The sequence below is a fragment of the Filobacillus milosensis genome, assembly GCF_004402015.1.
Classification (GTDB): domain Bacteria; phylum Bacillota; class Bacilli; order Bacillales; family Alkalibacillaceae; genus Filobacillus; species Filobacillus milosensis.
Window position 1 is genome coordinate 15,499 of sequence record NZ_SOPW01000008.1, and the last position, 21,970, is coordinate 37,468.

General features: G+C 37.4%; 24 protein-coding genes and 1 riboswitch. Of the genes, 16 read left to right on the plus strand and 8 right to left on the minus strand.

Features of this window, described 5'->3' with window-relative positions:
- Nucleotides 1–30 precede the first annotated feature (30 nt).
- On the minus strand, nucleotides 31–1,008 hold the full coding sequence (gene trhO, locus E3U55_RS08495) for an oxygen-dependent tRNA uridine(34) hydroxylase TrhO (protein WP_134340015.1): 978 nt from the start codon (nucleotides 1,006–1,008) through the stop codon (nucleotides 31–33).
- Nucleotides 1,009–1,197: 189 nt separating this feature from the next.
- Between trhO and recQ the strand changes: the two genes are divergently transcribed.
- Nucleotides 1,198–3,342, plus strand: a complete 2,145-nt coding sequence (gene recQ / locus E3U55_RS08500; protein WP_134340016.1) for a DNA helicase RecQ — start codon at nucleotides 1,198–1,200, stop codon at nucleotides 3,340–3,342.
- A gap of 237 nt (nucleotides 3,343–3,579) precedes the next feature.
- Here the strand turns inward: recQ and E3U55_RS08505 are convergent, their stop codons facing one another.
- Together E3U55_RS08505 and E3U55_RS08510 are read right to left on the minus strand one after the other, a co-directional pair.
- Nucleotides 3,580–4,899: an O-acetylhomoserine aminocarboxypropyltransferase/cysteine synthase family protein gene (locus E3U55_RS08505; protein ID WP_134340017.1), complete on the minus strand. Its 1,320-nt coding sequence runs from the start codon at nucleotides 4,897–4,899 to the stop codon at nucleotides 3,580–3,582.
- A 137-nt stretch (nucleotides 4,900–5,036) separates the two neighbouring features.
- Complete coding sequence (locus tag E3U55_RS08510; protein WP_134340018.1) at nucleotides 5,037–6,092, minus strand: homoserine O-acetyltransferase family protein; 1,056 nt, start codon at nucleotides 6,090–6,092, stop codon at nucleotides 5,037–5,039.
- 95 nt (nucleotides 6,093–6,187) lie between these two features.
- Nucleotides 6,188–6,298, minus strand: a riboswitch (SAM riboswitch).
- A 250-nt stretch (nucleotides 6,299–6,548) separates the two neighbouring features.
- Between E3U55_RS08510 and E3U55_RS08515 the strand changes: the two genes are divergently transcribed.
- Nucleotides 6,549–6,920 (plus strand): VOC family protein, encoded by a 372-nt coding sequence (locus E3U55_RS08515; protein WP_228547516.1) that lies wholly within the window; start codon nucleotides 6,549–6,551, stop codon nucleotides 6,918–6,920.
- Between the two features lie 574 nt (nucleotides 6,921–7,494).
- The gene (locus tag E3U55_RS08520; protein WP_134340020.1) at nucleotides 7,495–7,734 is read left to right on the plus strand and encodes an indolepyruvate ferredoxin oxidoreductase subunit alpha; all 240 of its coding nucleotides are present in this window, start codon (nucleotides 7,495–7,497) and stop codon (nucleotides 7,732–7,734) included.
- A 40-nt stretch (nucleotides 7,735–7,774) separates the two neighbouring features.
- Here the strand turns inward: E3U55_RS08520 and E3U55_RS08525 are convergent, their stop codons facing one another.
- The 5 genes from E3U55_RS08525 to E3U55_RS08545 all read right to left on the minus strand — a co-directional run bounded on the left by E3U55_RS08525 (nucleotide 7,775) and on the right by E3U55_RS08545 (nucleotide 11,316).
- Complete coding sequence (locus E3U55_RS08525) at nucleotides 7,775–8,137, minus strand: VOC family protein (RefSeq protein WP_134340021.1); 363 nt, start codon at nucleotides 8,135–8,137, stop codon at nucleotides 7,775–7,777.
- 76 nt (nucleotides 8,138–8,213) lie between these two features.
- Complete coding sequence (locus tag E3U55_RS08530) at nucleotides 8,214–8,873, minus strand: RNA polymerase sigma factor (protein ID WP_134340022.1); 660 nt, start codon at nucleotides 8,871–8,873, stop codon at nucleotides 8,214–8,216.
- Between the two features lie 13 nt (nucleotides 8,874–8,886).
- Nucleotides 8,887–9,624, minus strand: coding sequence for a hypothetical protein (locus E3U55_RS08535; RefSeq protein ID WP_134340023.1), 738 nt, complete (start codon nucleotides 9,622–9,624; stop codon nucleotides 8,887–8,889).
- Nucleotides 9,625–9,679: 55 nt separating this feature from the next.
- Nucleotides 9,680–10,432 (minus strand): SIMPL domain-containing protein, encoded by a 753-nt coding sequence (locus tag E3U55_RS08540; RefSeq protein ID WP_134340024.1) that lies wholly within the window; start codon nucleotides 10,430–10,432, stop codon nucleotides 9,680–9,682.
- A 68-nt stretch (nucleotides 10,433–10,500) separates the two neighbouring features.
- Nucleotides 10,501–11,316 carry a putative RNA methyltransferase gene (locus E3U55_RS08545; protein WP_134340025.1) on the minus strand — a complete coding sequence of 272 codons (816 nt, stop codon included), beginning with the start codon at nucleotides 11,314–11,316 and terminating at the stop codon, nucleotides 10,501–10,503.
- A gap of 248 nt (nucleotides 11,317–11,564) precedes the next feature.
- On the opposite strand from E3U55_RS08545, the gene E3U55_RS08550 reads away from it, so the two are divergent.
- The 13 genes from E3U55_RS08550 to E3U55_RS08610 all read left to right on the plus strand — a co-directional run bounded on the left by E3U55_RS08550 (nucleotide 11,565) and on the right by E3U55_RS08610 (nucleotide 21,805).
- Nucleotides 11,565–12,146: a tetratricopeptide repeat protein gene (locus E3U55_RS08550; protein WP_134340026.1), complete on the plus strand. Its 582-nt coding sequence runs from the start codon at nucleotides 11,565–11,567 to the stop codon at nucleotides 12,144–12,146.
- A gap of 20 nt (nucleotides 12,147–12,166) precedes the next feature.
- A complete protein-coding gene (locus tag E3U55_RS08555) occupies nucleotides 12,167–12,982 on the plus strand; it encodes a tetratricopeptide repeat protein (RefSeq protein WP_134340027.1) in 816 nt (271 codons plus the stop codon).
- Nucleotides 12,982–14,085, plus strand: a complete 1,104-nt coding sequence (locus tag E3U55_RS08560; protein WP_134340028.1) for a tetratricopeptide repeat protein — start codon at nucleotides 12,982–12,984, stop codon at nucleotides 14,083–14,085. Before E3U55_RS08555 ends, E3U55_RS08560 begins: the two co-directional genes overlap by 1 nt.
- Nucleotides 14,086–14,089: 4 nt before the next feature.
- On the plus strand, nucleotides 14,090–15,433 hold the full coding sequence (locus E3U55_RS08565) for a phenylacetate--CoA ligase family protein (RefSeq protein WP_134340029.1): 1,344 nt from the start codon (nucleotides 14,090–14,092) through the stop codon (nucleotides 15,431–15,433).
- The gene (locus tag E3U55_RS08570; RefSeq protein ID WP_134340030.1) at nucleotides 15,430–16,185 is read left to right on the plus strand and encodes an amidohydrolase family protein; all 756 of its coding nucleotides are present in this window, start codon (nucleotides 15,430–15,432) and stop codon (nucleotides 16,183–16,185) included. Before E3U55_RS08565 ends, E3U55_RS08570 begins: the two co-directional genes overlap by 4 nt.
- 20 nt (nucleotides 16,186–16,205) lie before the next feature.
- A complete protein-coding gene (locus E3U55_RS08575; protein ID WP_134340031.1) occupies nucleotides 16,206–17,453 on the plus strand; it encodes a phenylacetate--CoA ligase family protein in 1,248 nt (415 codons plus the stop codon).
- A gap of 128 nt (nucleotides 17,454–17,581) precedes the next feature.
- Nucleotides 17,582–18,688: a 3-dehydroquinate synthase II gene (locus tag E3U55_RS08580; protein ID WP_134340032.1), complete on the plus strand. Its 1,107-nt coding sequence runs from the start codon at nucleotides 17,582–17,584 to the stop codon at nucleotides 18,686–18,688.
- Between the two features lie 20 nt (nucleotides 18,689–18,708).
- On the plus strand, nucleotides 18,709–19,518 hold the full coding sequence (locus E3U55_RS08585; RefSeq protein WP_134340033.1) for a 2-amino-3,7-dideoxy-D-threo-hept-6-ulosonate synthase: 810 nt from the start codon (nucleotides 18,709–18,711) through the stop codon (nucleotides 19,516–19,518).
- A gap of 22 nt (nucleotides 19,519–19,540) precedes the next feature.
- Nucleotides 19,541–20,098 (plus strand): hypothetical protein, encoded by a 558-nt coding sequence (locus E3U55_RS08590; RefSeq protein WP_134340034.1) that lies wholly within the window; start codon nucleotides 19,541–19,543, stop codon nucleotides 20,096–20,098.
- Complete coding sequence (locus E3U55_RS08595) at nucleotides 20,099–20,506, plus strand: hypothetical protein (RefSeq protein ID WP_134340035.1); 408 nt, start codon at nucleotides 20,099–20,101, stop codon at nucleotides 20,504–20,506.
- 144 nt (nucleotides 20,507–20,650) lie between these two features.
- Entirely contained in the window at nucleotides 20,651–20,965 is a 315-nt protein-coding gene (locus E3U55_RS08600; RefSeq protein WP_134340036.1) for a hypothetical protein, read from the plus strand.
- A 13-nt stretch (nucleotides 20,966–20,978) separates the two neighbouring features.
- Nucleotides 20,979–21,404 carry a methylmalonyl-CoA epimerase gene (mce, locus tag E3U55_RS08605; RefSeq protein ID WP_134340037.1) on the plus strand — a complete coding sequence of 142 codons (426 nt, stop codon included), beginning with the start codon at nucleotides 20,979–20,981 and terminating at the stop codon, nucleotides 21,402–21,404.
- Nucleotides 21,404–21,805 carry a secondary thiamine-phosphate synthase enzyme YjbQ gene (locus E3U55_RS08610; protein WP_134340148.1) on the plus strand — a complete coding sequence of 134 codons (402 nt, stop codon included), beginning with the start codon at nucleotides 21,404–21,406 and terminating at the stop codon, nucleotides 21,803–21,805. Before mce ends, E3U55_RS08610 begins: the two co-directional genes overlap by 1 nt.
- Nucleotides 21,806–21,970: the final 165 nt, after the last annotated feature.

The following is a 21,970-nucleotide window of genomic DNA, read 5'->3' on the forward strand; positions in this document are numbered from 1 at the left end:
ACATGCCTTTAGCATGTGGATTTCCTTATATTAAGCACGTTGTATTTGTTGTGCTTCGTATTCTTCAATTTTTCTTAATTGCTCTTGAACTTCTTCTTCTGAAAGATCATGTTCTTCGATATATAGATTGCGCTTAGAAGTACGACATTCGTGAGTACATCCGCGCATGAAGAAGTGTTCGTTTTCTTCAGAGCAGATAATTTGTTTATTACATTCAGGGTTTGCACAGTTTACATAGCGTTCGCAAGGTTCATCTGTGAAGTAGTCACGACCAACAACAACATGTTCTTTTTGGTTTACGGGTACACTAATACGTTCATCGAACACGTACATCTTACCGTCCCAAAGCTCACCTTGAACTTCTGGGTCTTTTGCATAAGTCGCAATACCACCATGAAGTTGGTTAACATCTTCAAAGCCTTCTTTTTTCAACCAACCAGAAAACTTCTCACAGCGAATCCCGCCAGTACAGTAAGTTAGAATGCGTTTACCTTCAAGCATCTCTTTATTTTCTTGAACCCATTCAGGTAGATCCTTAAATGTTTTAATATCCGGACGAATCGCGCCACGGAAATGGCCTAGGTCATATTCATAGTCATTACGCGCATCCAACACGATTGTGTCTTCATCTTGTAATAACTTTTTGAACTCTTTAGGCTCTAAATAGTTACCCGTTAATTCGTTTGGATCGATATCATCTTCTAAGCGAAGACTTACAATTTCTGGACGATGACGCACATGCATTTTTTTAAAAGCATGTCCATCAGCTTCGTCAATCTTGAATACCATATCTTCAAAACGTGGATCCTGACGAAGCTCTTCCATATATTTGTCTGTTTGTTCGATGGTACCAGACACTGTACCATTAATACCTTCTTCCGCGATTAAAATACGTCCTTTTAAACCGAGATCCTTACAGAATTTCAAATGATCGTTTGTCAATTCTTCCGGATTGTCGATGTGAACGTACTTATAATACAGTAATACGCGATAAGTTTTATCTCCCATAAATAAAACCACCTCATAATTGAATTTTCTTACGTATAAGTACGTAGAATGATTTTTCCAAGCATAAATTTTACAACAAAATGACTTTCTTTTCAATTGAAAAATTTAGGAACACCCTATTAACAGTCTTTATTTTTATTGAAAAACAAATTATGATGAAATTGAGAAACAAATGAAGGATGAGTACAAATGAATCAAGCTCTAAATAAATTAAATGAATTATTCGGTTATTCCAGTTTTCGCCCTGGTCAAGAAGAAGTAATTAATCATGTATTCAATCATGACAGCACCTTAGCCGTGATGCCTACGGGTGGAGGAAAATCAATTTGTTACCAAATTCCAAGCCTCGTCATGAACGGTACAAGTATTATTATCTCTCCACTTATTTCATTAATGAAAGATCAAGTCGATTCTATGAGAACGCTTGGAGTTGAGGCGGCCTATTTAAACAGTTCTTTAAGTCCAGTTGAACAAGAACAAGTCCTTCAAAAGATGGTTAACGGAGAATATAACATGATCTTCGTTGCCCCTGAACGATTTGAATCCGCAGCCTTTACTAACGCGCTAAATAAAATATCTATATCGTTGATTGCTTTTGATGAAGCACATTGTATTTCACAATGGGGGCATGACTTCAGGCCAAGCTACCGCTCCATCATTTCCCGTATAGAAAGTTTATCACAACAACCTCCAATCATGGCTTTAACTGCAACAGCTACCACTCAAGTCATTACGGATATACAATCAATCTTAAATATCGAACCAAAACATACGGTCATTACTGGTTTTACTAGAGAGAACCTGTCATTCAATGTGCTAAAAGGCGTTAATAAAAAGGATTTTATCATCGACTATGTGAAAAATCATGCGAATGATTCAGGCATTGTTTACACACCGACTCGTAAATTAACAGATCAAGTATATACATTATTAAATGAAAAGAAATTTAAAGTCGAACGCTACCACGCCGGTATGTCTGAAGCTGAACGCCAGGAAGCTCAAACGGCTTTTATTAACGATGATATTGCAGTTATGGTCGCAACCAACGCATTTGGCATGGGGATTAACAAATCCAATGTAAGATATATTCTTCACTATTCACTGCCGATGAACCTGGAATCTTACTATCAGGAGGCAGGCCGTGCTGGACGTGACGGCATTGAAAGTGAATGTCATCTATTATTTTCAGCTCAAGATATTCAATTACAGAAATTCTTAATTGAACAATCATCAGATGAAAATAAGAAAAACAGTGAATATCAAAAGTTACAGGACATGATCAACTACTGCCATACGAACCAATGTTTGCAGCAATATATTTTGGAATATTTTAGTGATGACATTAATCCTGAACCATGTGGTAAATGCAGTAACTGTCGTCAAGGTGATCAAAAAGAAGATGTCACGAAAGAAGCCCAAATGGTGCTGTCTTGTGTGAAGCGAATGAATGAGCGATTCGGTGTCAGTCTAACAGCTAAAGTTCTTAAAGGTTCTAAGAGTCAAAAGGTTAAAGACTTCAATTTTCAAACGTTATCGACCTATGGCCTTCTAAAACAATATAAAGAAAAAGAAATTGTGAACCTTATTAATTATCTAGTTGCAGATGGCTATCTCAAAATCACTGATGCACAATTTCCAGTATTAAATTTGACCGCTAAATCTGTCATGGTTCTAAAAGGTGAAGAGCAGGTTTGGGTGCCAATCAAGGCTGAATCTAAGCAAAGTCACACGTATTCAGATGATCTATTTGAAGTGTTAAGAGAGTTAAGACGAGAGATTGCACAAGAACAAGGTGTTCCGCCTTTCATGATTTTTGCAGACTCAACGTTAAAAGAGCTGGCAAAGTATGTACCAGACACGGAATCAGCCACGCTCCAAATTAAAGGAATTGGCGAAAAGAAGTATGAACTTTTTGGTGAGGCATTCTTAGAAAAACTGATTGAATTCCGTAAAAAACATGAAGGTGAACTTAAGGTAGAAAACAATCACAGTGAAGGTACAACTATTTTGAAAAAGAAATCAAAACAAGATGACCAGCCAAGTCACCTTGTTTCCTTTCAGCTTTTTCAGAACGGTCAATCCATTAAAGACATCGCTAAAGAAAGAGGTTTAACAACTCTCACGATTGAAAACCATCTATTTAAAGCATATAGAGAAGGTTATGAGTTGGACTTAGAACAGTTTTTCAATAAGGAAGAAGAACAAATGATATTAAATCAAATAGATGATGAATCTGATGAGCCCGTTAAACTAAAATCGATCAAAGAGCAGTTATCTGAGGACATAACCTATATGATGATTAGGGCTGTTTTAACTAAGCATGAGATTGTTTAGTTGAAGAGGCTGGGACATAAGCTAATTTACTATTTCGCTCCGTCAAAATACTCCGCTTTCCGCGGGCACGGCTTGAGCCTCCTCGGCAGAATAGCGCTGCCTGCGGGGTCTCAAGACTCGTGCTGTTCCCGCAGGAGTCTCCGTATTTTGACTACGCTGAATACATTCTTTTCTATTTAATATTTATCTTTTAACATACTATATTATTTTGGCTCCGCCTCTTTACTTTTTTTATTATCATGCTTGAACAAAACTACTATTAGATTCTTCTCTTGTTGCGGTTTTGATTGCTTGCTCCAAGTCTTCCAACAAGTCGTCGATATGTTCAATACCGACTGATAAACGAATCAGGTCCTCCGTCACGCCTGTCGATTTAATTTCTTCATCACTTAGCTGCTGATGTGTAGTGCTTGCTGGGTGGATGATTAAGCTTTTGGCATCGCCCACATTGGCTAAGTGTGACCATAACTTAACATTATTAATCACGTCTGCCCCCGCTTCACGGCCACCTTTTATCCCGAATACCACAATAGACCCTGCACCTTTAGGCAAATATTTTTTCGCCAATTGATGAGATGGATGGCTTTCTTGCTCAGGGTAAAGCACCCACTCCACTCCCGGGTGATTTTCAAGATATTCTACAATTTTACGAGTATTTGCCACATGCTCCTTCAAACGAACGTGCAGGGTTTCAATGCCTAATGCAATTTGGAAAGCATTAAATGGACTTAATGCTGCACCTGTATCTCGCAACAATTGTACTCGCGCTTTTGTGATAAAAGCTGCCTCAGGTAAAGCTTCTGCATAAACAATTCCATTATAACTAGGATCAGGCTGAGTAAACCCTGGGAATTTTTCTGAATTCCAGTCGAACTTTCCACTATCAACAATAATGCCACCAAGTGTTGTTCCATTACCACCTAGCCATTTGGTTGCAGAATGAACCACTATGTCCGCACCAAAATCGATGGGACGGCAAAGGTATGGCGTGGCAAACGTATTATCTACAATTAAAGGCACTCCCGCTTCATGCGCAATTTCAGCAACTTTTTCAATATCTAGAACCGTCAATCCAGGATTACCAATTGTTTCGGCGAAAATGGCTTTTGTCTTTGGCGTAATCGCACTCCTGAAGTTTTCAGGATCTTTCGGGTCGACAAAATGTGTTTGAATACCATGTTTCGGTAAAGTTGTTGAAAATAAATTGTACGTCCCACCGTATAAAGTGGATGCCGCAACAACCTCATCACCAGCTTCTGCTATATTAAAGATCGCTGCTGAGATTGCTGCCATTCCACTAGCTAATCCCAACGCACCAATTCCCCCTTCTAACTGTGCGACTCGCTCTTCTAACGCTCCGACAGTAGGGTTGCCAATACGAGAATAAATAAAACCTTGCTCTTTCAATGCAAATAAGTCTGCTGCATGCTCTGTATTATTGAATTGATAGGAATTCGTTTGATAAATCGGTAACGCTCGTGAACCAGTGGCTGGGTCTGCCTCCAAACCACCATGAATGCCTACTGTTTCTAAACGAAAATTCTTCTGATTACTCATTTGAACCGCTCCCTTTATAATTTTTAATTCTTCTCATTCCTGAGCGCGCATAAAATTTTATGAACGCACATATCTCTTGATGAGCGCGCATTTATTCTTGTAATCGCTCATATACTCTGACAGGCGCGCACGTTAGTTTAAACAGCCTTTGCAGTTAAAGACGCTAACTTCTCTTGAATGAAAGGTCCCCATTTATGAAACTCAACTAGAAATCCATCATGACCAAAAATCGTGTCGACTTCATAAAATTCAGCATAACCACCACATTCCTGAATACCAGAAACGAATCGACTTATTTCTGAAATTGGGAACAATAAATCTTTCTTAAACCCTAAAGCAAAAACCGGTGCACGATACTGCGAGATTGTCTTACGATAACCTCCTCGGTTCCTGCCAATATCGTGACCATTCATGGCCTCAAGTAACCTTAAATAACTAATCGGGTTAAATCGCCTCGCCAACTTATCACCTTGATGATCGAGGTACGACTCCACATCGTAGACACCATCAATTTCACCACGAGCAAACCTCTTACTATACAAGTCATCCGATCGATAACTCACCATTCCTACCATCCGGGCTAAACTCATACCATCTGTCGCAAGCTCACCTTGATTTCTTTCTAAATCCTGCTCAATTGCTTTCATCGCAATATGATTAAAAGCTATAGCGTAATCACTAAATTGAGAGGTTACCGCAATAGGGAAAATTGCATCCATAAATTCTGGATACATTAACCCCCACTCAAGCACCTGCATGCCTCCTAGCGAACCACCAATAACCGCCTTTAAATGACTTACACCTAACATATTTAGCGCAACAAATTGTACTTCTACTAAATCTCTTATTGTCAATTTTGGAAAATCAAGTTTATATGGAATCCCGTCCTCACCTAATGCACTCGGACCAGTCGATCCATTACATCCACCTAAAACATTAAAGGTAATGACTTGGTAGTAAGACAAATCAATATATCCTCCGTCATGTATTAAACCGTTCCACCACCCTGGTTCATGATCTGTGCCTACAGAATGTTGGTCCCCAGTTAACGCATGGCATACAAGTAACACAGGTCCATTTTCATGGCCACTTCTCTCATAAGCCAGTTGGACTTCATCGAACTGTTCACCAGACTCTAATATAAAATTAGGTATTTTGATTGTTCCTGTATAATATGGGATACTGCCTGCCATTTCCACACCCCTCCTTTCAAATATAAATACAATTAAAAATGGCCTCTCTGCTTTGAGCAGAGAGGCCAAATATACATATATAATGTCATTTGTCCCTCTCATCTCTCAAAGCAAATAATGCTTTGCAGGAATTAGCACCTTTCAAACCGATGTTTGAAGGTTGCCGGGCGTCAACGGGCCAGTCCCTCAGCCACTCTAGATAAGAGCAAAACTTATATTCAATTTTTATATTAAGAAATATGTTAGCACTGACAATTAACCCTGTCAATATTATTTTAAAAGTGTAATTCGATTATATGCGCACTTATAAACGTTATGCACGGTAAATAATATTTTTTAATCAACGTAACAGCCAAAACTCAAGTGCAGTTACAACACAAAATTTCTCAAAATATATAAAAGGAATTTTGTGGATTTTATAGAATTATATATGTAATAAGATTAGGAGGAATAATGATGATCAAAAGTCCTATTAAAAGCAAAATTAACCTTGTATTTATACCAGTTACCGACGTAAAAAAAGCTCAAGAGTGGTATTCGAAAATGTTAGGAATTACCGAAGGGGAGTTTCATTTCGATCATATATTTGTAGCGGATCATATGGAAGGTGCAGGCTTAATTCTGGATTCAATGCCTATGTGGCGAGATGGAAATGGTAAACTGCCTAGAATAAATGTGCCAGTTATTCAATTTGGAACGGATAACATCCATGAGTCTTATCAATATATGAAAGAAAATGGTGTTGAGTTAGTAACCGAGGTTCAGCATAATCAATTTTTTGTTTTTAAAGATTTAGATGACAACATGATGATGGTATGTCAAGACTAGGCCTAGATTTTATTCTAGGCTTTTTAATATACCCATTTAAATAAATTAAGCAACCCTTTAACTAATCCTCGTAACATTAAAAATATAATAGACTTTCCGCTATCCACGAACGACCTTTTCACTTCCCCTTATACAACGTCAGCCCATTCTTTGGTATGTATCCCAGGGTGCCGGAGGAAGACACCCTGTTCAGCAGTTTAAACAAGTCGTAGTTCTGAAGGGACTTTAGTATTTATTTCTACCGACGACCTTTAAATGTGATCCTTTTGATGCACGAAAATGAGAGGGATTATATAGTAACCATCATAAAGCAATATGGCCACTAATATAAGTGAAACAAAGGCTCACCTGTATACACCCATTGGCCTCACCCCTTTCTCGTCATTGACGACAGGAGTGGATGACACTACTTCTTATTAACTGCTTGTTCTATACTATTAAAATTAATAGATTGTTCCAGAGCGTTTGTCTTTATTTATATAAAATTGTGCTTAATATTCAATTCATTCTTTTGACAACTCCCTACTTCTATCATTATTGTTATAGTATGAGAGTTATTAAAGGAGGAACCTATATGGCTTTTGTCATCACGAGTCCTTGTCAGGGAGAAAAAGCGGCCGAATGTGTTGAGGTTTGTCCGGTTGATTGTATTGAAGAAGGCAAGGATCAGTTTTACATAGACCCTGATATTTGCATTAATTGTGGAGCGTGTGTATCTGTATGTCCAGTTGCAGCTATAGTTGAGGACTTTGAACTCATGCCAGGGGAAGAAAAATATCTTGAAGAAGCTGAGAAGTTTTTTGGAAATAAGTAAAAAAGTTAAATGAACACTCACAGTTAGCGAGTGTTCATTTTTATTCTTCACCAAGCGTACATGCTAAGATCATGTTTCCTTCAGGGTCATATACATGACAACCTCGCATATCAACGCCAAATGGCTCTATATCATCTACTTTAGCACCTTTGTTCTTAAATTCTTGAAACGTTTTTTCAACATCATCCGTTTCAAAAAAGAACACTGAATAAGGAAGTGGAGTAATATGATCTACTTGAGCTTGAAGTAGAGTTAAGGATGGTCCCTCATCCATTTTAAACACTATATGGCTATTACTCTCTGATGCAACCTTAAAATTAAACATTTTCTTATACCATTCTTTGGAGTTTTTAAAATCAACGAGATGAATAAAACAACGACTAATACGATTTTTAACCGGCATATAAATTCCCCTTTCTATCATTTTTCATTTAATAAACGAAAATCTATTATAAAAAGATACGGTTAATTGAAATCTTTTAACGATTAATAATTCCAATAACATTCCCCTCAGGATCATAAAGCATAAAGCTCTTATTTTCTTTTAAATACTGAACATCCATACCAGCTCGGCAAACACTTTTGTATGCCGCACTAATAATACTTGGGTCATTCAAAGTAATTGCTTTTTTAAAAGCATCAATAAGTTCATTTGGCGATCTCATCTCATCTTTTACCTTTTTCTTTTTCGCTAGATTGCCCCGTCCTCTATGTAGTAAACTCTTTACTGCCCCTGTAGTCGTGTCTATCATTTCAGCCGTCTCTTTAGCTGTATATTTAAATACATCTACTAGTAGTATAGTGACGGCCTGTTTAGGATGTAGTGAGGCGGAGAACTCTTCAATCATTTCTTCAACTATAATCGCATCTTCTTCTTCGCCTTCAGCAGATAAACGCTCTATTCCTTCAATCGAATCGAGAACTACTTTGTTTTTCCTGCAAATATCAATCCAAGTCGTTGAGGCTACTTTTAAAAGGTAAGCTTTTGGATTAGGGTGATTCAATAGTTTGTCCTTATTGTGATAAGTCTTTAAAAGCGTTTCTTGATAAAGGTCCTCAGCATCCCAGGGTGTCCCTGTTAGCATTCGACAATAATTAGATAAATCCGTTTGGTATTGTGAAATAGTCTCCTCAAACATAGTAGATTTCCCCTTAGAGATCAATGTTAAAAAACTCTGTTAAAGTTACACCACGCCCTGACTGGTGCCACTCATGATATCGCTCAAAAACTTTCAGTACATTACCACCCGCTTCTTCCACTAGTTTTTTTACCGCTAAAAAGCTCCTCCAGTAATCATACATGATGCTTGTAAGACTACCTTCATATGACATAGCTCCAAATTCCTCCAGGGAATGGTTACCATATTGATTTTTAAATGTCTCGACTAGCTGTTGTTCAATATTAGTAATCTTATCAAACTCTTCATCACTCAACATGAATTTTCTTGGTAAAAACTCACACATCCCCTCTTCGAACCAAATCGCTTCATCTCTGTCATCATCAAAATCGTCCACAAACAAATCAATGTGATGAGTCAGTTCGTGGCCTAATATTGTAAGGATTTCTTTAAAATTAATGCTTTGATAGTATTCACTAATATGAGGTAAATTTCTTCCTGCAAGTTGATTAATAAACAACTCTTTCCACTCTTTCAAATCTGGAGATATGTAAATTAAATCTCGATTTGTAAATGCAGGGATTGGTACATTAGAAAATACGGTTGTTGCAAGTTCCTTTGTAGTCCAAACAATTCCTTTTGGCTTTTCATTTAAAGAAAACTTTTCCATTAGTAATTTTTCATAACTTGTTAATGAATTCATTAACTGTTTAGTTATTTCTTCATAACGATTATGATCTTCAACTGACTCATAAGCAAAAATCTGTTTCATATATAACACCTCCATAATAAAATGAGCCCGTCACAAGTGACAGGCCCATCGGTAATTAATCCAATTTATAAACCACAGTAACTCGTTGAACTACTCTAACTTCACCAGCTTCAATAACTGTCTTTGAGCTGCTCTCTGCTTGATCCATTGCCATTTCTTCACTATAATTTTGAACTGGCATGTTTATATGAGCACCTTGTTCAGAAATTTGAAGTACTTCCCCTTTTGATTTACCTGCAGTTTTAGCCATAGCTTCAGCTTTACCTTTAGTTTTTTCAATGGCTTTTTGAAGCGCTTGGTGTTCGAGTTCCGTTGGGTCTTCTAGTGAAAATCTAACGGGTTCAACAATATTAGCACCTGCTTTCGATGCAACATCTAATAAGTCGCCAACCTTGTCAATCTCACTCGTTTCAAAACTGATGATATGTTGAGCTCTAAATTTTTCAACCTCTTTTTCATAATGCTTGTATGGATAGACATGAAAACGTACAGTCTCAAATGACTCTTTGTCTACACCATGATCAATTAGAGCTTTTTTGATAGACTCCATTTGTTTACTAACTGTTGATTGAGCCTCATCCGCTGAATCTTTTGTAGCTTCAAAACCTAATCGTAGCACCGCTAAATCAGGCTCTGCGGTCACTTCACCTTCACCGTTTACCACGATTGTCCCTAATGACCTATCTTCATCAGCATGCGCAATACCTTCATCTTGTTGTGTACTTTCACTCATGAAATTTTGAAAAAATAGCCCAGCTAAAACTAAAGCACCTGCTAAACCTAGTGTTTTTAAAACTGTTTTCTTCACTTAAATCCCCCTCATAAAATTATTAACTATACTTAATCAGTCGTTTATATTATGAGAAGGTTACAATTTTATATCTTTCCGACTAAAATATCCAAATCGATTGTTATTTCGTCAATAGGTTCTATATTTTCCACATCTTGATTCCAGGTTAGCGGCGTCATTTTAATTAAAGATTGGAAAAGCTTTGAATCCATTTTAAATTGATATGCGACTCGTTCTTGTCTGACATGAATCATACTTTCTTTAAATCGTTTAACAGTTTCTTCATTATTATAATCTTCATTTTTATTAAATCTTTGACGAAGCTCTTTTAAATAGCCCTGATTTGGTACGACTTTAATTAACAAGCCGTCATCTGCCATCAATCGTTTGAACTCATCATAATTAGCAGGCGATAAAATGTTTAAAGCAACATCAAAAGCTGAATCTCTAAAAGGCGTCTTGGCTAAGTCGCCTACACACCACATTGTATCTAAATGATTTTTCGCAGCTTTCATGATGCCTTCTTTAGATAGATCAATGCCCGCCGCGATTACAGATGAATCTAGTGTGTCTTGAATTTTCGCTAAATGAGAGCCTTCCCCACAGCCAAGATCAATCATAGTTACAGGCCCTTCAATCATTTTACTAATAGTTTCATGTACTGGTTGATACATACCACTATCAATAACTTTCTGTCTGTTATCAAACAAGTCTTTATCGTATTTAGTTTGGACGGGTTGAGTCAAAAAATTAACGTAGCCTTTCTTCGCTATATCAAACGAATGATTTTGATCACAAACCACACTACTCTCTTCAACCCTCATACTGCTATGACAAATTGGACAGCTAAAGAAATTGTCGTTTTGCTTCAAATAACCTTTGAAACGATCTATTTTTTTCATCAAAACACTCCGTAAATATTGTTACATTCAGTGTATCAATTTCCTAGAAAATTAACACCCATTATAGTTATACCCTTGTGCGTTCTCCCCTACTCTACGACCTCCTATTTAATGTAGAAAGTCATCTGTCATAGGTTGTTTTCTTATTTATTCCTTAAATCCTTATTCGCCTTATCCAAATGATAGAGTTTGAATAGTTTAATAGTATTCAGCTTAACTATCTTAATTTATAGAATAGGAGGGGGAAAATGAGCAATAACCAAAAGTCTTGGCAAGAACTTTTCAAAAGAGCCATTAAATTACATGATCAAGGAATTGAAGGTAATGATCAGGCAGTCAAAAAAGCACATCAACTTTTAAAAGAAGTTAGAGCCCTAGCCCCAGAAAACAATTTAATCGAAGCGTATTATGGCAGTACCGTAGCTTTATTAGGCCGAGATGAAAACTTAGACCCAATTGAACGAATTGAATATGCAGAAGAAGGACTATCTCTACTAGATCAGGTTGTAGATAAGAGTCCCAATGATGAGGATATTCGTACGTTAAGAGGATATGTTTGTTTAAAGATTCCTGATGACATTTTTGGTCGGACGGAGACAGCCGTCAAAGATTTTAACTATTTAATAAACGCATATGAGAGCAACAAAACGTCCATTACTAAAAAGCTATACGACAAACTATTGTTTGATTTAGGAAACGCCTACCAAACAATGGGTAAAACAAAAAAAGCAAACAAAACATGGGTTAAGCTGTTAAACACCACAAGTGAAAAAAAACGCTATGAAAAGCTTTTAGAACAAGAGGGCGTTCAATTAGACGAATTAAAATAAAATTTAAGGAGGTTAGAACAATGAAAAACGACAACTCGAATGGCCCAGACCCTAAAGACGCCTGGAAACAATATATTCCTTCTGAAGTTAATGAATCGTGGAAGGAAAACCAAGAGATGTGGAAACAAGAGGGGGAGTCATGGCAAACGATGTTCGGTGAAGCAAAAAAGCTTCATGAGAAAGCAGTTAACGGTGATGAAAAAGCAGTCAAAAAAGTGTTTAAATTACTCAAAGAAGTAAAGAAGAAAGTCCCTTCAAACAATCTAGTTGAAGCCTATTATGGCAGTGTAATTGCTTTATTAGGTCGAGATGCCTCAGACACTATGGACCGCTTCCGATTAGTTCGGAAAGGGATGAAAATTTTAGATGAAATTGTTGAAAAAGAACCTGAAAATATAGAGATACGAATGTTAAGAGGTTACGTGAGTTATAACATTCCAGAAATGTACTTTCAAAGAACTTCTACTGCTGCAGAAGACTTTAATTATCTAATTGAACAACGTGAAAATGACTCTAGCATTTTTTCAGAAAAAATGTATTGGCAAATTCTCTACGATTTGGGTGTATCTTACAAAAGACTAGATAATCATCAAGAGGCCAGTAAAATATTCGGCAAGCTTCTTAGATTAGACCCGGATGATGAATTCAAAGCGTTAATTGAGAACGAAGAAAAAAGTGATGATGCTGTAGCTCCTCAACAAGACTCAAAGGATCAGTCCTTAATAGATACAAAACCAAAAACTAAGCCTCAACAAGAGATGGTTGAAGAAGAGGAATTTTTTAATTTTAAAAGAGACCGTAAACCTGGCAGACGCTCTAAGGCGAGGCGTTCATGATGAACTATAAATTAAACGGGCATGAACTAGAATTATATCTTCATGCTTTATCCGGTGATCAGCAAGCCGCTCAAAAGGCATACGAGTATTTTCAAAGTGCACATTCAGAAAACCCAACCAATCTTGATTATAAGATACACTATGCCGACTGCTTATCACTTCAATCGAGATATTCTGATGATGCTTCAGATATGATTGGTAAAGCTATATCAGCCATGAAATTGTTTGATAGCGTCGTAAATGTTAATCCGAAAGTAATTAAGTATCGTTATTTAAGAGGCTACCATGCGCTTCGTCTTCCTGAAGCATTCTTCCACAGAACCACCACTGCAATTGTCGACCTTGAATATCTTATTAACTCATACAAAGATGATTCTACTATTTTTTCAAAAGAAATTTACTTTCAACTTCTATATGATCTCGGAGTTGCGAATTTACGAATGGGAGATGAAGAGGAAGCGCAAGAAGTATGGGATGACTTATTAGTATTGGACCCACCACAAAGGTTTGAAAACATGATTGACCAACAAAATAATAAACAAAAATATGATTATCAATTAGTAGATTATTCAGCTCCCATAAGAGATGAAGCTAAAAGGATTCATCTCTTAGGCGCTAAGGGGAATGAGCAAGCAGTCAACTTATCCTATGATTTATGGAGTCGTGAATACCAAGCAAACTCAAAGGATCCGATTGTGCAGGCTTATTTTGGAAGTTCAACAGCTTTGCTAGCGAGAAGCCAGAAAAAACCTAAGGAACAATTCTCTCAAGCGATGGAAGGTTATATGGAAATAAAAAAAGCGCTAGAAAAAGATCCTGACAACTTAGAAATCCTTATTTTAAGAGCATTCCTAATAAATGCATTCCCTAGAGCATTTTTTGACTTTGGAGATCAAGTCATTCAAGACTTTGAAAAATTAAAGTCGGCTTATCAAAAAGATCACTCCGTTTTTTCAAAAGAAACTTATCACGAAATCCTCTTCCAATTAGGATTAGCTTATGAAAAGTTCAATAAAAGCTGGATGTCAAAAATCGTTTGGGGTGAACTTTTAAGAGATAACCCGTCCATTGAGCATGAAATTTTATTAATAGAAAGGGTGTAATTAAATGAATTCACTTTTTGAAAAAAAGTTAAGAAGTATTTCAAAGCCTGAGCCTCTGGTTAAATATTTCTCAAGTGATACGGAATTCCCTGATATAATGCCAATTCAAAAAATTGAGGAATTCCAGAAAGAATCACTAATAGAAATCACCAATCGCGCTTATAAACATTGTGATTTTTACCAGAAGAAAATGGATCAGTTAGGTGTAAAACCTGAAAATATTAAAGAACTCAAAGACTTAAGCAAATTACCTTTAACGTCCAAGGAAGAACTGAGAGGTAACCCGTATGCTTTACTCGCTTGTGACAAAGAAGACATATCACTAGTCCAAGTTTCAACTGGAACGACTGGTGGTGAGGAAATTTATATGATGTATACCTGGGAGGATTATTATTTACATGAACTTTCACCAGGCTACCCAAAATTATTCCCAATTGAGAGTGATGACATCTGTATAAACTCTCTCCCTTACGAAATGAGTGCATCAGGTTTAGCGTTCCACAAAACATTTTTAGAAGGCTGTGGGGCAACAGTTGTTGCAACCGGTAAAGGTGGGGCTTATTCTACTTCAGAAAAAACAGTAAGAATGATGAGAGATTTAAAGCCTACTGTTATTATTACAACACCGTCTTGGGCGATTCAGCTTGCTGAAGCAGCTGAAGAAATGTCATTTGATTTAAAAAGTCTACCGCTTAAAACCATTTGGTTAACCGGTGAAGGGTGTTCTCCTTCATTTAGAGATCGCGTTGAAGAAATCTGGGGTACACAGGCCAATTTTTATTACGGATCACTTGAATGTGGCGGACTTGGAGTTGAATGCGAAGCGCATAACGGTTACCACATCCCAATGGGTCATGCGATTATCGAAATCATCGATCCTGAAACGGGAGAGGTACTAGAGCCTGGAGAAGTGGGTGAAATTGTGGTGACATCAACCGTTAAGTACGATTCACCGCTGATTCGTTTCCGTACAAAAGATCTAGGATTTATAGAACGAGATGTATGCTCTTGCGGTTGTGCACTGCCTCGTTTACAGTTACGTGGACGATTAGTCGACCATATCGATTTCCAAGGTGAATCTCACTCACCTATTTATCTCGAAGAAATGTTAATGAGATTACCTGAAGTCGGATATTGGTTTGAATTTGTGGTTAATCCAAATAGAGATTATATCAAAATTCGATGTGAACTTCAGAATAATGTCACACCTTCTGAAGATCTAGCTGAATCTTTATCTAGTAAGTTAGAGTTCGACTTGGGCATTCCTTTTAAGTTCGAATTTGTTGATCAAATGCCACGCTCGAAAGGAAAAACGGTTCGTGTCGTTCATGAGGAGGATAAACCATGATCATAGATGCACACGCTCATTTATCTCCAACTTCATACGGTAATGTCGAGTTGTATTTTAAGCAATTAAAAGAGGCCGGAATTGATCAGGGGGTTGTTGTACCAGGAGGGATGTTAGATGTCCGTAAGCTTACGGATTATATCATCGGCAAAGAAAAACCTTCAAAAGAGCCGCCTAACAATGAGTATTTATCAGATGCAATCACTGAAAACCCAGAGACTTTAACTGCCTTTTATTGTGTGAATCCTCATGATTCAGATGCCATTGAGAAATTAGAAAAAGCATTTAAGAACGGTTTTAAGGGATTAAAGTTATCCCCCATGTCTCACCATTTCTCGCTTGCAAGCCAAACAGTAAAGGGTTTAGCAGAACTTTGTGGACACTACGACTATCCATTGTATACGCACACTCTCTTTAGTCCAGGTGCATCAACTAAACGATTAATTGCTTTGGCCAAAGAATTCCCAGAAACTAATTTTATTTTAGGTCATATGGGGTTCGGGCCCGCTGATACTGAAGCGATGGAAGGTGCTTTAATGGATAATTTCTTTTTAGAAACATCTCAAGGAAGCCACCTTCACATCCAGGAAGTCGCCAATAAAGTTGGAGCAAGTAAATTAATATTCGGTTCAGAATTTCCACTCTCACACCCTGCCTTAGAACTTCAGAACATTCTACTACTCAAGCTGACAGATGACGAGCGAGATCTTATTTTAGGTCAGAATATCAAACAGCTATTAAAGCTTTATTAGCTCTTAGGGAGTTAGAGACGATGAATACAAGCGAAAAATTAAGAGACTTAAATGAAATGCTAAATCACGCCAGGAAGTCGGACTTTTACGCTAACCGGCTTTCTGATGGGCCTTTTGTGTCGCTTGATCAACTTAAAACCATTCCAGTAACAACGAAAGAGCATTTAAGAGAACAATCACCGAGTGGATTACTTTGTAGTGATACCGAAGAACTGTATCAATATCATGAATCGTCAGGTACCACAGGAGAGCCCGTTTCATCTTGGTTTACGCGTGAAGACATTAACTATAATGTCAAACAAATTATTTCGTGTAGTATTGATATAAACTCTAAAGATATCGTTCTTGTTCGTTTCCCGTACAATTTATCCGGTGCTGCGCACATGATGCATCGAGCCGCTCAATCTAAAAAAGCGTGCGTGGTCCCTGCAAGCGGTACTGCTACGATCCCTTTTACCAAGGTTGTTAATTTACTAAAGAAACTGGATGTGACCATTTTATCCTGCCTATCACTACAGGCTGTCATTATTGCTGAAACGGCTGAAATTTTGGGGTTAAACCCCAAAGGTGATTTTCCGAACTTGAGAGCTATATTTACAGCAGGAGAAACACTCTCCCCCTATCGCCGTCAACTTATTGAAGACATTTGGGGAGTACCGGTGTATGAGTTTTATGGCATGACTGAAATTGGCACAGCAATAGTTGATTGTGAGCATTTTCAAACACACGCTATTGAAGGAGACTTTGTGTTCGAAATATTAGATGACACGCTTACAAAAGAAGTTCAATCTGGTCAATTTGGTCATTTAGTAATCACGACTTTAAAGAAAAAGGCGACACCGATGATTAGATATTTAACAGGTGACAAAGCAAGAATTGTTGAAGAACCATGTCCTTGTGGTCGGTCACAAAGATTTGAGATTCGAGGCCGTCATAAAGACACACTTTTTGTTAACCAAAGGCCTTTAGACTTGTGGGACGTTGAGGAAATTATCGCTCATCTCCCTTGTCAACGCTTCTGGTGTGCAAGTACAGATATGGGGCAACTGAATATTTTAATAGAAAAAGAACAGCCTTTTGATCACCTTAATCCGACACAAACCAAACTACTCGAAGCTAAGTTCAACCTTCCATTAAATATCCAACTTGTCCCTAAAGGAACACTGTATGACCGAGAACAGTTACTCTCCGTTGGTCTTAAAGGCAAACCAAAGTATTTTTATACCCCTGAAGAATGGCGTAAAAAAGAGTATATTCACTACAAATAGCCTGTTTTAAAAATAATTAATAAGAACAGGTACAGACAATGAAACGGGCAAGCATTAACAACCATAAGTTGTTTAATATATAGATTCTATTTAATCTATCAATCTTATATTTGAAAGGAGTGTTACCCATGTCAGAACTTCAAAGAGAAGTATTCTTTGATGGGCGAGTCGTTCCAGCTTCTCGCCAAGATATTTGGGGACTTGTAAACAACTCATTAATCACCAAAATCATCGTGAGTCCTGATCAGCGAGATGAGCACCACTTCCCTCAGAAAACTGAATTCGTCACTGATATATCTGAAGAAAGTGATTTGGAAAATATACCTCAAGGTGAATGTGTTTTTTCAACTGATCAAGATTTATTAGAAAGAGCTAAAGAAAAAGGTTATCAAACATGCGTCTATTTAGAAGTAAATGATAAAGAAGCACTTGAGCAATCATGGAAAGACGCACTTAAGTTTGATTATGCTGCCGTAGATTTTGATTTACCAACCAATATTCCACTAGAACTAATCATTGCAAAGCTTCAAGAAAGAAATACGGTTCTTCTTAGAAAGACAACTAATTTCGACGACGTAGAGCTTGCACTAGGTTGCTTAGAAACAGGCAGTGATGGCGTGATGTTTACTTCAGATGAGCTTGAAGAAACGATGAAGCTAGTCGACTATCTGAAAAAAGGCGAATCTAGCAAACTAAATTTACACCCAATGAAAGTAACAGAAGTTAAACACGTTGGGATGGGAGTACGCGGATGTATCGACACGACTGACATCATGACACAAGACGAAGGCATGTTAGTTGGATCGACTTCAAGTGGAGGCATTTTTGTTTGTTCAGAAACACATTACCTCCCATATATGAATTTGCGTCCATTCCGAGTCAATGCTGGAGCTGTCCACTCATACGTTTGGATGCCAAATGATACATCTGAATATATTTCCGATCTTGCAGTTGGAAGCAAAGTTTTATGTGTAAATACAGCAGGTGAAACACGTGAATTAACCGTAGGGAGAATAAAAAAAGAAGTTAGACCTCTCCTTCTTATTAAAGGCGTTGTAGAAGGCACTGAACTTAATGTTATCGTTCAAGATGATTGGCATATCAGAGTAATGGGCGCTGATGGTAAGCCTAGAAATGCCAATAAAGTCGAGGTTGGCGATGAACTTCTAGCTTATGTTTGTGAGCCCGGCAGGCACGTAGGAATTAAAGTCAATGAAACCATCACAGAAGTATAAAATGCTAGGAGGTTAAATCAATGAAAGGAAAAGATATTCGTTTAAAACGTTTATACAAACACTCAGATAAATTATTTGTCGTTGCTATGGACCACGGCATAACCATGGGGCCCATTGAAGGAATCGTCGATATTAAAGCTGCAGCAAAAGCTGTATATGACGGTTATGCCGATGCGATTGTTGTTCATAAAGGATTAGTTCGAGATTTAGCAGATATCGATTCACCATCACTAGGAGAAATCATGGTCCACCTCTCTGCTTCTACTAATCTATCACAAGAATCTAATAGAAAAGAACTTGTCTCCACAGTAGAACACGCCATTCGAATTGGAGCATCCGCTATCTCTGTTCATGTCAATTTAGGAAGTGAACATGAAGGGCATATGCTTCAACACTTAGGAATGGTAGCAGAAGAATGTGATCAATGGGGCATGCCGTTACTCGCCATGATGTATGTAAGGGATGGTAACCCTGAAAATGAATTTGATGCAGGAAAAATTAAGCACGCGGCACGAATTGCAGAAGAGTTAGGAGCAGACATCGTTAAAGTCAACTACTCAGGTGACCCCGAGTCCTTTAGAGAAGTTACAAGCTCTGTCAATATACCAGTTGTCATAGCAGGTGGATCTAAACTGGATTCACATTACGACTTTCTAGCTATGGTCGCTGATGCCATTCAGTCTGGCGCAGGCGGTGTATCGATTGGAAGAAATGTGTATCAATCAAAGAACCCTACTCTTGTTGCTAAACAATTACGATATATTATGGACAATAAACTCACTCGCGAAGAAATCCAAGGCTTCCTTGACCAAGGAGATCTAATTTTATAAATAATGTTGGGAGGTAGGTGATATGTCGACAGCACATCCCGATTTCGTTAAAGCTAAACAGAATCATGATAAAGGTGTTGAAGGTGATGAAGCAGCAGTAGAAATTGCATACCAAATGTTTAAAAAACTACAAAAAGCTAAACCAAGCGACCCTTTAATTCAAGCTTATTACGGCAGTACAGTGACTCTAGTAGGCAGGGATGCAAGTAAAAATAAGGAACGTATTAAGGTAGCCAATCACGGGTTAGAAATATTAGACCGAGTTGTAAATCAAGTACCCAACCACATAGAGGTCCGCTTATTAAGAGCCTATGTTAATAGTCGAATTCCTGAAAAATACTTTAAACGTACAGACCAAGCTATTGAAGACTTAGAGTATCTCAAGACAAGATATGAAAAAGACTCGTCCATCTTTCCACAAGATCAATACGAAGACATCCTTTATGAATTGAGTAATGCTTATAAGCGTTCAAATAATTCTGATCAAGCCAAACTCATTGAAAAGAAATTATTGAGCGTAAATCCGAAATTTGATAGGTCACTAGGTAAGAAGAAGAAAAAAAGAAAAAAGGAGGGATAAATGATGTATAACCAATATTCAAGTTATACACCCGGCCAATACGGCCAATCATCAGGCGGAAATTCGTATATGAAGTATATTCCCCCTCAATATGCTCAATATGTTAACGGCGGGCATAATTCAGGACAATATACGAATTACACTCAGATGAACGCATATACGAACTATAACCCATCTATGCATATGCAACCAACAGCCGGTTATAATCCGTACATGCAAATGAACCCTACTTTAATGAATAACAATAAGAAGAAAAAAAGCAAAAAAGAAAAAGAAATCGTTGAAGAGATTTTATCATCAGAACCTATTGAGACCTCTTCTGTAGAAACTACTGAAGATACTACAGTGACTGATCCTCCAAAAGAAGAACTAAGACAAAAGAAAAAATCAAAAAGGCGTAGACGTTAATATATTATATTAGCCTTATTGTATGTTCGTTACACTCCCGACATGAGTCGGGAGTTTTTATTTTAAAAGTTATAATCACCATGGGTTTTCATGCGAATATTTCCAAATATATCTGCTAAGATGTAAAACAAGGGGAGTGACGAAATGAACAAGTGGTTAAAATGGGGAATAGTTGTTTTGATTGGCTGTGTGTTGTTAGTATTGAATCCAAAGGACTTATACTACGAACTGAGATATACAGATCAAGTTGAGAAAAGGATTTCTGAACCAGCCATATGGAGTAACGTATTTGAGTCAGAAGTCGATTCAATCGAAGATGTTTCTTACATAGGTGATAAATTTTTTGAAGTTAAAACAAATGAAGGTACTTATATAGTTTTATATAATGATAATGGAATGAATAGTAAATCATTCAATATTTATAAACATCACAAACGGATTGGACGATTCGGTTATTAAGAGGGGTGTTACCTTGAAGAAAACATTAGATCATATCGGTGTAGCAGTTCGGCAATTGGATGAAAGCATTAATTTTTACCAAAATGTACTTGGTGCTAAACTCATTGACCGGTATAGAAGTGAAAAGTCTGGAGTTGAAAGTGAGATTGCAGTCATGGACGTAAACGGAACCACTACTGAGCTCCTTGCTCCGACAAACAATACAACATCTCCAATCGCCCGCTTCATCAAGCAAAAAGGAAAAGGCGTCCACCACATCGCTTATCGTGTGGATGACCTTGAAATGGCTATTGATGACTTAAAGCAAAAAGGCATACGTGTCATGGAAGAAACACGCCGAGTCAATAAACATGGCAGACGTTTAATTTATCTGAATCCAGCTGATACAGATGGAACTATTATTGAATACTGTGATTACCCTGAGGAAGGTGATACATGATGTTAAAAAAGTTTAGTATACAAACTGACAAGCATGATCAAATGATTGATGTGACACATAAAGTCCAAAATTTTATTACTAAAAAAGATGTAGATAAAGGCGTAGCGGTTATCTACTGCTCCCATACGACTGGTGGCATCACAATTAACGAGAATGCAGACCCAGACGTCAAAACTGACATGCTTCGCCGTTTTGATGAAATCTATCCTTGGGAGCATAAATTAGATCGCCACATGGAAGGAAACACTGCCGCTCATATGAAAGCAAGCACAGTTGGCGCATCACAGCATGTAATTATCGATGGCGGAAAGTTAGTGCTCGGCACATGGCAAGGTATTTATTTTTGCGAGTTTGACGGTCCGCGAAATCGGAATTTTTACGTGAAAATTGTAGAAGGTTAATTTCTGCAAAGTATATAATAAAACTCTAAAAGTAGATAATTAATTTTACAAACTAGATAATAAAATTCCTGAAGTGGATAATAAACCGTAGAAACTAGATAATAAAAATTAAAAAGTAGATAATAAACTTAATAAACTACATAATAAACTTAATAAACTAGATAA

What these genes read in the sequence shown, in the direction of transcription:
- E3U55_RS08600 (WP_134340036.1), top strand. Translation starts at nt 20,651, where the DNA reads ATGAACAAGTGGTTAAAATGGGGAATAGTTGTTTTGATTGGCTGTGTG.
- E3U55_RS08505 (WP_134340017.1), bottom strand. Translation starts at nt 4,899, where the DNA reads ATGAGTAATCAGAAGAATTTTCGTTTAGAAACAGTAGGCATTCATGGT.
- E3U55_RS08545 (WP_134340025.1), bottom strand. Translation starts at nt 11,316, where the DNA reads ATGAAAAAAATAGATCGTTTCAAAGGTTATTTGAAGCAAAACGACAAT.
- E3U55_RS08520 (WP_134340020.1), top strand. Translation starts at nt 7,495, where the DNA reads ATGGCTTTTGTCATCACGAGTCCTTGTCAGGGAGAAAAAGCGGCCGAA.
- E3U55_RS08565 (WP_134340029.1), top strand. Translation starts at nt 14,090, where the DNA reads ATGAATTCACTTTTTGAAAAAAAGTTAAGAAGTATTTCAAAGCCTGAG.
- E3U55_RS08535 (WP_134340023.1), bottom strand. Translation starts at nt 9,624, where the DNA reads ATGAAACAGATTTTTGCTTATGAGTCAGTTGAAGATCATAATCGTTAT.
- E3U55_RS08585 (WP_134340033.1), top strand. Translation starts at nt 18,709, where the DNA reads ATGAAAGGAAAAGATATTCGTTTAAAACGTTTATACAAACACTCAGAT.
- E3U55_RS08525 (WP_134340021.1), bottom strand. Translation starts at nt 8,137, where the DNA reads ATGCCGGTTAAAAATCGTATTAGTCGTTGTTTTATTCATCTCGTTGAT.
- recQ (WP_134340016.1), top strand. Translation starts at nt 1,198, where the DNA reads ATGAATCAAGCTCTAAATAAATTAAATGAATTATTCGGTTATTCCAGT.
- E3U55_RS08595 (WP_134340035.1), top strand. Translation starts at nt 20,099, where the DNA reads ATGATGTATAACCAATATTCAAGTTATACACCCGGCCAATACGGCCAA.
- E3U55_RS08530 (WP_134340022.1), bottom strand. Translation starts at nt 8,873, where the DNA reads ATGTTTGAGGAGACTATTTCACAATACCAAACGGATTTATCTAATTAT.
- E3U55_RS08590 (WP_134340034.1), top strand. Translation starts at nt 19,541, where the DNA reads ATGTCGACAGCACATCCCGATTTCGTTAAAGCTAAACAGAATCATGAT.
- E3U55_RS08510 (WP_134340018.1), bottom strand. Translation starts at nt 6,092, where the DNA reads ATGGCAGGCAGTATCCCATATTATACAGGAACAATCAAAATACCTAAT.
- E3U55_RS08570 (WP_134340030.1), top strand. Translation starts at nt 15,430, where the DNA reads ATGATCATAGATGCACACGCTCATTTATCTCCAACTTCATACGGTAAT.
- E3U55_RS08555 (WP_134340027.1), top strand. Translation starts at nt 12,167, where the DNA reads ATGAAAAACGACAACTCGAATGGCCCAGACCCTAAAGACGCCTGGAAA.
- E3U55_RS08575 (WP_134340031.1), top strand. Translation starts at nt 16,206, where the DNA reads ATGAATACAAGCGAAAAATTAAGAGACTTAAATGAAATGCTAAATCAC.
- trhO (WP_134340015.1), bottom strand. Translation starts at nt 1,008, where the DNA reads ATGGGAGATAAAACTTATCGCGTATTACTGTATTATAAGTACGTTCAC.
- E3U55_RS08560 (WP_134340028.1), top strand. Translation starts at nt 12,982, where the DNA reads ATGAACTATAAATTAAACGGGCATGAACTAGAATTATATCTTCATGCT.
- E3U55_RS08550 (WP_134340026.1), top strand. Translation starts at nt 11,565, where the DNA reads ATGAGCAATAACCAAAAGTCTTGGCAAGAACTTTTCAAAAGAGCCATT.
- E3U55_RS08515 (WP_228547516.1), top strand. Translation starts at nt 6,549, where the DNA reads ATGATCAAAAGTCCTATTAAAAGCAAAATTAACCTTGTATTTATACCA.
- E3U55_RS08580 (WP_134340032.1), top strand. Translation starts at nt 17,582, where the DNA reads ATGTCAGAACTTCAAAGAGAAGTATTCTTTGATGGGCGAGTCGTTCCA.
- E3U55_RS08610 (WP_134340148.1), top strand. Translation starts at nt 21,404, where the DNA reads ATGTTAAAAAAGTTTAGTATACAAACTGACAAGCATGATCAAATGATT.